Here is an 11,162-nt window from a genome sequence, read left to right as displayed (position 1 = left end):
CCTCCCCTACTCTGTGAATAACTTTTTTTACCTGGCGCTTACACAGACCAGAGGACTTGCCTTCTCCCTTCGAGACCCTTGTCGATCTCGTGACGTTCTATCGGCATGGTGATGAGAAGCTGATCAACCAGCTTCTTCAGGCGGTCCTCGGGATTATCCTGTCCCGTGGCGATATCCCTCGCCGATAATAGAGCGGCGAGGTCCTTTGTATCTACGCGCGTGCTCGTCATGCGTGCCATCAGGCGCGCCAGGTCCCTGGCCCTCTCGGAGGCCTTATCCGTAATATCCTTCGGTTCTGTATTACCGAGTATGACGCCGGCCGCTTCAAGCTCGCGAACGGCCGTCATCACCCTGTCCGCATATTTTTTGGAGACAGGCAGTATCCTTACCGATGAAAGGATCGCCCTGTCCAACCTGTCAAGATCTCTTTCCCTGTCGGCCATTACGACCACGACGTCCCTCGGCGTGTCCGGCTTTCCGACATCATCGATCTTCTGGTATTGTCGCATATTGACCAGGCCGTGGGTTACGGTCTTGATGAAGCTCTTTTCGCTCTCGAACGACTCTCCTCTGTATAATTCTTTCGGGACCCATATGGTGAACTCATTCTTCTCGGGAGAAGCCGTTATCCTGGCCAGTTCGTTCTGCATCGCCTGGAACGCGGATATTATGGTCCTCTCGCCTTTGCCCGGGTTGTACGATGTATATACTACGGCCGGCACAGATCCGGCGGAGACGAGCGAGTACCTTCCTATATTGGCCGGTATCGGCGCCGACTCTCCGCCCTTCTCTTCGCCGAGCTCCTGGAACTCTTCGCCCGACTCCTTTACGATCTTGACCCTGCCTTCGGATACGAAGAGGATATGCTCTTTCCCGAGCGTCCCGGTGTCCGCCTTCATAGCGGCGCCCGGCTGAACTGTATATCTTGCGGTTACGAACTTATCCTCGGCGCCCATGATCTCGAACCGTCCCGCCTCCGCGCCCTTCTCCGTCTCCGCGATACCGGCCAGGATGGGTTTCGACTGTATAGCGCCTTCATCGACAGGTCTGAGGTACCCGCTATCGGCTATCCTTCGTATCGTCTCCTGTGCCTGCGCGGCGGGCTGTGTGAGAACGTCCTTATTGGGCCTTACGAGCGGCTTTCCGTCTTTTCCTCTTAACCGCCTGTCCTCCGTCAGTTGTCGCGTCACCTCGTCCCAGCTTATTTCATTACGTTCCGCCCTTGCCACGAGGCCGCGGACTATAGCGCGCTGTTCGTCTGTCAATTTCAGCCGGTCGTACAGAGATCTCGTCCCGGAGCGGTCCTCTTCCGGGGTAACGGCCTTAGTTTCGAAGAAGCACCCGACACCGTATGCGTGGGGTTCATTCGCGCGGACTGTCGCACCGATCCCCTTTGCGAGCATGACAGGCCTTAAGGCGAACCCGGTCTCGTCTTCGCCGGCCATCATCTCTCCGAGGAACTCTTCCGGGGACATCTCCCTCGCCGTCCCGATATATGCGGAGCTATTCTCGAGCGGTATGGCCTGCTCTACAAAACCGTGTGTCTGTACCGATAACGGCGCCCCTGATGCGAGCACCTTCCTTGTGAGTCCGCTCTCCGGCCCGAATATCTCAGGCCATAGCGTGAGCGCCTGCCGCGGCAACGGGTACCCCGTCCCTGTATATATATCCCCCGCACCCAGCCAATTCTCCGCTACCACCTCGGTTTCGGGTACATTATGCTCTCTGGCCCATGCCACGGCGCCTTCCAGTGTCCTCACGCCCTGGAACTCCAGTATCGGATTGCCGTGCCTGTCGAGTATCGGCCGGCCCCACGCGTAACCCTCCATGCCGGTCATGAAGACCGGATTGAGATGGACCGGATTGCCCTCATTCACCCGGCGCTCCAACTCCCCAAAGGCCTTTATGGCCATGTCGTTGGTCTTCACAAATTCATCCCGCGTCGCGAACGCTACCGGCGACTCTGCCTCAACTTCGGCTTCACTGCCGGCTATATGGTTTACGACATCCATTACGAACTCTCTGGACGCGAGCCTCTTAAGCCGGTCCTGTGCCTCGGGCGTATTATATGTAAGCGGGTTCATGATAGGCGCCAGGAACTCATTTAACGCCATTCCTTCTATATTCGGCATATATGCCTTTACGCGCTGCGGTGCCGCGATCCCCTGCTCGATGTAGGCGGGATGGACCGTGACCGCAGGGGTCCCTCTTTCGGTCCGGTAGAATATATACGGCATCCCCTTGGCGGGCAGGACTTCGGCGAAACTCGGATTCGTGGCCACATCCGGCTCTATGCCTAAAAGCTTCGTGATATCTCCCAGCATCGCCCTGTTTAAAGGTATCGATATGTCGGCGAATTGATCGCCGCCTGTCTGGACGGTATATATATCGACCGTCCCGGGTATAGAGAACGCTATATCGCCAGGTTTCAGATACTGATACCTGTATGATACGAGCTTCCTTTCACTGTTGAATACCGGTATCTGCTGTATGCCGGCAACTTTCATCACTTTAATATCGAGCGTCATTCCCTGGGAATGGCTGCCTGTAGATACATATACGGCATTCCACGGGATGAGCGGATATGAACCGAATGTAGTGGCAGCATGCAGGTCGCCGAAATGGGTCATGCTGTAAGCGATGTTCCTGGCCCGCCATCCTATACGGAGTATGCCCGAATAGAGCCGGTCAACGATATATCCGAAATCATGTTCTCCTCTGTCCTTGTACGCCGCCTGAAGCTCCGGATTGCTGAACTCGAGTTTCCCTGTCTCTTCGTTCACGGTCACCTGCCCCACGCCTTCGATGGCCCTCAATCCTTCTGCCGTCGTTTCCTGAAGCGGTATGCGGCCTGCGACATTGGGCGCGCCCGTCTCCGCGATCTGCATATACCCGGGACTTACGCTCTCTGCGGTGCTGAGAGGTCCCCTGTCGCCTGTTGTAACCATTATGCCAAGGTCCTTTCTGTTACTGATACCGTTCTCGTCAAATGCCAGGAACTTCATCCCCCCGGGCATCACCGTCCCGCGCCTCAGGCCCCTGCCCTCAACGGCGGGATACGTCTCGAGATATACCTCCAACATGCCCGATGACGACAAGGGCTCCAGCTTATCCGGCCCGTAACTCCTGACCAGTTTGGCTATCAAGATATTATTATTCGACTTGACACGCCCGGTTATCCTGAAGAGGTGGCGCGTGCCCACCAGCACTTCGTATCCGACCTGCAGGTTCTGTTGCCAGTCCTCTTCCCTCATCTCGCTGACATCCCTGTTCTTTATATAGTCGCGCACGAACCTGTTCACGTACCTTGCGACCCACTTATCGAGCTCGGCGTAAAGCTCTTCCGTCCCGAAGCCGGCAACGCCGGCAAGTATCCCCTCTTTATGCTTCTCCAGTGGGCCGGTTATCTGATTAAGCAGCTTGGTGCCGCGCGCAAGATCTATGATCTCACGAAGGTCACCTTCATCGGGGAGTTCTCCGCCGGTATACATGGAATCCAATACGCCGTGTATGCGTTTGAACTCCTTTTCGAAATTGTCCCTGTCCCTGTCCTCATACCCGAGCCGTATGAAATTCTCCCTGTCCATGCTGATCGTGCGCTCCATTATGCCTCTCAGCACAGATGAGGCCTCATTCCTGGCATATTCGTCCACCATATCCATAGTGACCTGAGGCAGCCGCGTGTAGACGAGTATCGGCAATACCTCATCGAGGAGATAGGAGTCGTGGCTCAGCTTCACACCGGGATACTGCTCCAGCATCCTGAACATGAGGCCCGATATTATATCCCGCTCTTTCCTGGTGGGGCCCTCGACCCTCGCTATCAATTCCGGCTGGGTATTCGACTTCCTTATCACAAAGGAGCTCCTCCCGCGCGCGTCGACTTCCTCGTTGCCGGTGACACTCGGGTAGAAGTATATGAGCGCGCCGTCAACCCTGTTTATGGCCACGCGCTGTATGACGAACTCCTTTCTTATGCGCGATATGGGGACCGCCTTCTTCGCTTCGTATATAAAACACTCGCCGTTGTCGATCGTCGCCTTACCGGCCTCCTCGAATCCGAGGTCCTTCAGCAGCTTTATAAGCCCTTCCCTTACGCCCTGCACTATCGCCTCTTTCACCTCCGGCACCTTATCGACATCCGATGGGGCATGCTGGCCGGATATGGCCGATATCTTCCTGCACTGATCTTCGCTGAACGGCTCTTCGGTAGCCGGTCTCAGCTCCGGCGTCGCATATACTGCCGGAAGCGCGTTCAGGAGATCGGCTAAAGTCCTGCCTCTCTCTTTGGCTATTGCAAGCGTCTCCAGAAGGTTGAGCGTCGTCGTCTCGTCTTCGGCGAACATGTGCTCCATCTGGTGGCCGGAGAGCTCTCCTGCCAGCATCACTGCCTTGGCATTGGTAAGGTCTACGCGTATCGGTGATTTCCTCTCGTTGTACAGCACGATCTCTCTTTCACCGTTTTGTACGGCCATGAATATCTTCCGCATCTCATCCTTTATATATCCGAATCCTACAGGCCCGAGATACAGCTCCGCCTTTATCCCCTGGTCTGCGGGGTTCCGCTCTTTCAATTCCCTGTTTATCTCGCTGACGAGCGCCCTTATGCGCCTGCTGGCCACCGAAGAGTACTTGACCTCTCCTATGAAGAGAAGTCTCTTCCTCTCTTCCGCGGGCTTTCGTGCCTCGTCTCTCAGCATCTTCTCTGCCTGTATGGCGAGGAGCTGGTCTTCCTGTATCATCTTCCCTTCTTCAGTGAAGAATATCGTCCTGTCTCCGTCCTCGTCCCTGGCGACCCCGGGCAGGCCCGTATTCCTGCAAAGGTCCATAAAACCCCTCATCTCTTCGGGGAGGTTCGGATACGGCTCCCCTGCCGGGAAGTTCCCGTCCGGTGTCTCGTTTATCCTCGTTACCTTGACGCCCAGTTCGATCAACGGGAAGACCGATAGCCCCGTAGAACCGGCTCTATGGTCTTCGTTCAATCCGCCTATCTTTTCGAAAGGCCTGTTCCTGCAAAGGACCGGCCTCTCGGGGAAGATGTCGAAGGGGATGCCCAGCTTCTTCTTTATTATGGACCAATCCTCCCTGTCCCAGTTTATATCCCGGCAGACCATAAGAAGCTCTCTTATGCCTCCCTTTTGTTTCAGTATGCTTCGCGAGGAGTCCCTGAGGAGGTACTCCCACACATCGTGCCCAAGACGGGCCCTCGCCTTTATCGATTCATTATGCCAGTACGCGATCTCCACGGCAGATATATGCTCCGGCATCTCCTGCCGTTCCCTCTCCGCCGGAGGCGGAACGGCCAGATGGGCCATATCGAAGGAGAACGGCTTGAGCCGGCCCATAAGGCCGTCATCTATACTGACAAGTATGTCTATACCCTCTCCTATGCTGAGCTTGTTCGCCTGCTTGAACCCGTTATAGAATCTGGGGTTATGGCTCCCGGTGACGTGGGCGCCTCCTATGTAGTCCCTTTCGCCCAGGTGCTCATTGGCCATGAAGTTCAACGCGAAGTAATAATCGGTGGTGGAGGTGATGCCGTTCTCCTCGAATTGACGTGCATACTCCAGGAACTCTCTCGCATCCTTCATATTTATCCTTCCGGCCTTAATATCCTCGGCCAAAAGGCCTCTCACGTTCGCCATGCCCTGCTCCGACCTATCGACCACATTTACCCTGAGCCCGGCGTCCATCAGCCCGCGCGCGTATGCGCTCTTCAACTCTCTGGAATAGAGACGTGTCCCGCCGGATACCAAGAGCCATGTGGACGGTAACGCATCTTCTCCCACGGTAATGGCCTGCCTCAACGCGGCCTCAAGCCTGGCGGGCACTATGGCCCCTCTTTCATCGCGTATATCAGCCTTATTTATGTTGAATCCCCCGTTGCCAAGGCGCAGGAATGTGCCGAATGCCCGGCCTGCATGGTACGCGAACTTTTCGCTCATCATAGCCGGGAATAACTGCGGTTCTGCCTGGAACGGTATATTGCGCTCGTGCGTAGTCGTCACGGCGCGGAGGTCGTACGATCTGTAAGCTATCCCCTGGTTATTCTTTATATCTATCTTCCTGTATATCTTGCCTGCATTCTCCCTGAAAGGATTGTCTATCTCTTCTATCCCCGCAAGCGGGTTAGGTTCTCCGGTTGCAAGCGTCCTCTCATTTTCAAGCGAGGCGAGCTCCCTCAACTCCGCCTCGGCCAGTCCCCTGTCCGCGATGCCGTACATTTCCATATACTCTTCGAGCGTGACGAATGAAAGCTCTCCCTTTGTCAGTATATCGTGTATATCGGACAGACGCCTGTCTGCGCCGATACCCTTCCTGTCCGGGAGGTTTATGAGCCGTCTCTCGGACCTGGCCTTCCCCTGCCCGAACTCCTCGTCCATGACCCGCCGCCTGGCCGATTCCTGTTCTTCTTTGGTGAAACCTTTCTGGGCCCTGGATGCCTCATCGAATGTCATGCCCTTATTACCGTATACCCCCTTCACCCTGTACGCGTCGCCTATCTTTGGGTCCAGTTTCCCAAATAGGGTTATCCTGCCGTCCCTCGGGTTGTAGTGGGCTGCGATCACGTCCTGCGGGTTCAATTCAACAGGCCCGTTATATATGACACCGTAGGCTATGGCCGATCTCGCATCAAGCTTGTATACCCTGCACCCTATGACTACGGCATTCTCGACGTTCAGCTCTTCCGCCTCGGTCCCTATCACTACGCTGTTCACTATGCGGCCGCGCTTTACCGTGGAACCGAGCACTATGGAGTTCCTGACCTCTACGCCTTTGAGAGAAGAACCTCTCTGCCAATCCTCCGGGCTCTCGATCCTGAAGTAGCGCCTCATCCTCTCCGATTCCCACCGTCCTTCTATGTCGGGCGAGACCCGCACAAGCTTCATGACATTGTTATAGTAGTCGATTATGTGGCCCCAATCCCACCAGTCTGCGCCCGTCTTATCTATCCCGTAATCTATTCCCTCCAGGACCCCGACCCCATCCGGCAGGCCGTTGCCTGTGACCTTGAAGCGGCCCGCATATCTCTCGGTCAGGCGCCTCTTCATGGCGGCGATGCGATCCCAGTGCGCCTCGGCCCTGGCCACCCTCTTCGCGATCAACTCATCCACATCGAACGACCTGCTCTCTGCCGACGCCTTATTGGCTTCGGCCATTGCGTCTTTCAGGGCCCCCTCTTTCATGAATGTCGCATACTCTTCCTTAGTGGACGTAAGGGGTCCCCACAATTCGCTGTCGATATTGAGAGAGCCCTGTCCGGCATCCAGCTCGTCCGAAAATTCGTTCAATAATTCCTGCAATAGCTCCCATCTCATAGAATTGAAACCTAAGCTGACATTCGCAAAACGTGAACCGTTCCGGGCCGTGGAAGCGTCGGCGAGGACCTGGTTCATAGGGCGCTTCTCCCTCTGGCTGACCGCGCCGCGTCCGCTTACCCCGCCTACCGAAGGGACCGTCCCTTTAGATTCTATGAACCGCACCAGGTCCGGGTTGCCGATGGCCATCCCTTTAGGGTCCCTGACCATGATCGAAGTGAAGAATATCTCGGTCAGGTAATCCTGCGTCGAGTCTATATTCTCCGAAGGTATATTATTCTGGTCTCCCCAGGCGAGGACCATCCTACCGCCCCTTGAAGCGGCAAGCGGACCGAATTGAAGGGCTACGGCTTCGCCTACGGTGAGTGGCACCAGTTCTCCGTCTATATTCACGGTGCCCGGCAGGCCTATCGCCGATTTATTATTGACGGCCAGCGGCTGCATTCGAGTTCCGGAACCGGCCATGTGCATCATGAAGACGCTCTTCCCGGAGGCGATATCTTCCTCGAGCCTCGAATATCGCTCTTTCGCCCTCCTCCAGGCATTCAGCGTCCCCAGCCCGTTGCCTGCCATCCCTTTCCAGTTATCCTCGCTCACCGATATTATCACGGCCGACCTGGGCAGTATTTGGCCCCGGGTCGACTCGAACCTCTTCTGCCAGAACTCCGCCTCTTTCTGGGAAGAGGAGACGAATATATAGACCGCGAAACCGTCATTCTCGGACGACGCGACACGTTTCGCCTCTTCGGTGTAGTTGAGCATAAGCCTGTGAGTTATATACTTGCCGGCAAGGTCGCTGATCTCGGGGGTCGACCTGGCATATTCTCCCATTGCGAGCTTCCTCGCCTCACGCGCTACCGCGGGGTTCCCGACCCTCAGGGATTGGTCAAGAGAGAGTATAGCTTCCAGCATCGGCCTGGCGAGGGCGCTTTCGATCCTCTGGTTAAGAAGCTCCGTGAGCAGGGGAAGCAGCTTATTGAGCTCATCCGCGCCCAGCTTTATCTTCCCAAGCGCCTCTATGATCTCTATCTTGGCCGGTCTCCTCTCCGTAGGTGTAGGCCCTAACGGCAGCAAGCGAAAGATCATAGTGCTTATTGCGTCGCTATTACCGGTCTCCAGATACCTCAATATAGAGGAGTAGAGGGCTTCCCTGGCGCCTTCTATGTTGTTTTCGTTGATCGACCTGTTGAACTTATCTTCTATCCTCCTCTGCTCTGCCTCGGAGATCTTTTCGATCACATTATCTATAGGGAAGATCCTGCGTATTACTTCCTCGTCTCTCAATGTGCCTGAGTTCGCGTCCATTATGTGCGCGAGTTCGTGCAGCACTACGGCTTTCCGTTCCGCTTCGTTCAATAATGCCCAGCGCGATTCGGATACGTGGGCAAGCTGCAACCCAAGCGCCCTCCCTTCAGCGCCGCCGCGGCCAGGTGAAAAGTACAGGGTGACCGGTATGAGCACACCCTTACCCGACTCGATCACGATCCTGTTATGCCTGTCCACTTCCGCCTCCCAATCCCTGTATGATTGGACATGCACTCCCTCTATGACAGGCGTATCTCTCAAGGCGCCGCTTCTCTTCTGCGAGGTATATAATCCCCGTATAAAATTATCGACCTCTCCCTTAACGGCCTCCGTGAGGCGCCCCTCCGCGAGGACTTCGCTTATGGTCAGTTCGCCCGGACTGGCCGGACCTTTGCCGGCCAGCGGGATCCGCGTGGTCTCGTGCGTAGCGGCTATCCTGCCCCTGGCCGTTTCCTCCACCTTCATGGCAGCTGTGATCAGCGGTCTCACATAACCCATTATCGCGTCTTTATCACCGGGGAACGCGCTCTGGACCGACCTCTCGATATCCCTTAAGGCCTCCGGCGTCGTTATACTTATATTATTGATTATCAACCTTCCTATATACAGGCGGGCTATAGTCTCATTTATATATCTTGCCGGGTTCTTCTGCCATGTCTCTCTCTGCTCACCCAATTTCTGTTCCGCTGCGCCCAGTGCCCTGGCCGCTTCCGGGGCCTCTCTCTTGAAACTTTCCATCCTCTCAAGAAGGCCCTGGCCGCCCACCGGAGCGACCTTGGCGTTGAGCGCCTCGGCGTCCCTTTCGGAAAGCTTCAGGAGCCATGAGATCACCGCCGCCGCGACCGATCCCTGCTTCGCGGCCGGGGTGTCTACGACGCCTGTCAGTATATCCTCGAACGGCGTCCTCTGGTTCGTCAGTATCTGTATATAAGGGCTGGGCGTATCTTTCGTTATCGACGGGCATACCACCATGTACGAGATACCCTGCTTCTCGAGGAGTTTCGTGATCCCTTCCGAATGGAAACCACCTGTCACGAGCACCGATATCTGGGCCCTCTCCTTCTTCATGGCGTCGAGGGTATTGTCCACGAGCGCGGTATCTCTCTTTATCGCTATGGAGTAAAAATCCTCCAGCTTCGGCACGCTGTTCACCACGGCCTCGTTCGGCTCTTCTATCTCATAGGCCAGGCCGTACTGTGCCGTCTTCTTGTGCATGAAGTCGGCGAAGACCTCGTGGGAGAACTCTTCTTTATGATTTTTGTAATATTCGTAGTCGCCGTTCAGGAGCTTTATGTTGACGAGGCCAAGGAGCGTATCGATGTGGCGCGAAAGGCGCTCCAGCGTCCTCTGGTCGTCGTTCTGGAAGAGCTTCTCCTTTATGGCCGTCTCTATGAGCGTTATGTCGTGGAATAGCTTTTCGTTCTCTATCTTCGAATATACGGAATTATAGATTATGTAATTATAGAGGTTCGGGTAGGCCTTCTGTATGTCTATCATATTGGCGAGCGACATGGCCTTCAGGTACTCGTAGAATTCCGCCGATGATATCTTGCCCACCTTGAATGAGAGGGACCTCGTGACGAGCTCCGTAAGCGAATCCTTCGACAGTTTTTTGCTCAACTCGTCTATAACGGCCGACCGCTCTTTGTCGACCACCTTGAAGTCGATCTTCTTTTCGTATAAAAGCACGCTTATCAGCTTGAAGAAGTTATCGTACTCCCTCAGGTTTATCCTGTGCTTCTCCGCCGTCGCCTGCAGGTACCTGACGTAATCGTTGAACGCCAGTTTCTTGGAGACGTACTCCTCCGTTTTCGAATCGAACGCCTTCAGCTCATCATTATATATGTATATTTTTAGGCGGTTGAGGACGGCCTTGACCTGGTTGTAGTACTTTTCGGTGGCGTCTTTGAGGGGGTAGCTCGATGTGAAGGCATTGAGGTTCTGCAGGTAGTATGAACGGGTCTCTGCGCCGAAAAGCTTTATGGGATAGTCGGTGGTGATGGAGAGGAACTCCGGCCCGGTGATCTCGCCCTTCTTCATGAAGTACGCGGCGACCTCTCGCCTCACCTCTTCGTCCGGGAACGCCTTGAACCATGAGGTGTCGACGAATCCGTCCGCGCCTTCCACCGACACTAAACTGAGCCCGTAATTCTTTATGAGATTTTCGAGTATCTTGGCTATATTGGACTGGGCTTCGTAGTTGCAGTGGGCATCCTGGATGTGGACAACGAGCTTGCCGCTATTCCCGATGAATTTGGACTTCACCAGCCCGAACTCTCTCGGTATGACGACCTTCTCCGGGTTGGTGATTATCTCCTGCTCTTTTCCCACGCTGGATGCGGCATCCTGAGGAGCGGCGAAGACGACGTTCGATACCAGGAACGTCATGGCGACGAAAGATGAGATACACCTCACGAAAAAAGTACATTGTCTGGCGACCATTGGGAATTTCATCTCATTCTCCTTTTGTGTATAGTATCAATTTGTTAATATATAACTTTCTATTTATATTAACCTAGTTATTATACATTTATACTT

General features: G+C 55.0%; 1 protein-coding gene. It reads right to left on the bottom strand.

The genetic code is table 11. The features are described 5' to 3' along the window. Positions 1–38: 38 nt before the first annotated feature. Positions 39–11,078 carry a hypothetical protein gene (locus WC515_07490; protein MFA5147200.1) on the bottom strand — a complete coding sequence of 3,680 codons (11,040 nt, stop codon included), beginning with the start codon at positions 11,076–11,078 and terminating at the stop codon, positions 39–41. Between the last annotated feature and the right edge of the window lie 84 nt (positions 11,079–11,162).

The organism is Candidatus Omnitrophota bacterium, from assembly GCA_041650805.1.
GTDB lineage: Bacteria > Omnitrophota > Gorgyraeia > 2-01-FULL-45-10 > 2-01-FULL-45-10 > JBAZKM01.
This window is presented reverse-complemented; position numbering and strand designations above follow the sequence as displayed.

Excerpts from the sequence above, each read along its gene's own strand:
- WC515_07490 (MFA5147200.1), bottom strand. The coding sequence starts at position 11,078 with ATGAAATTCCCAATGGTCGCCAGACAATGTACTTTTTTCGTGAGGTGT.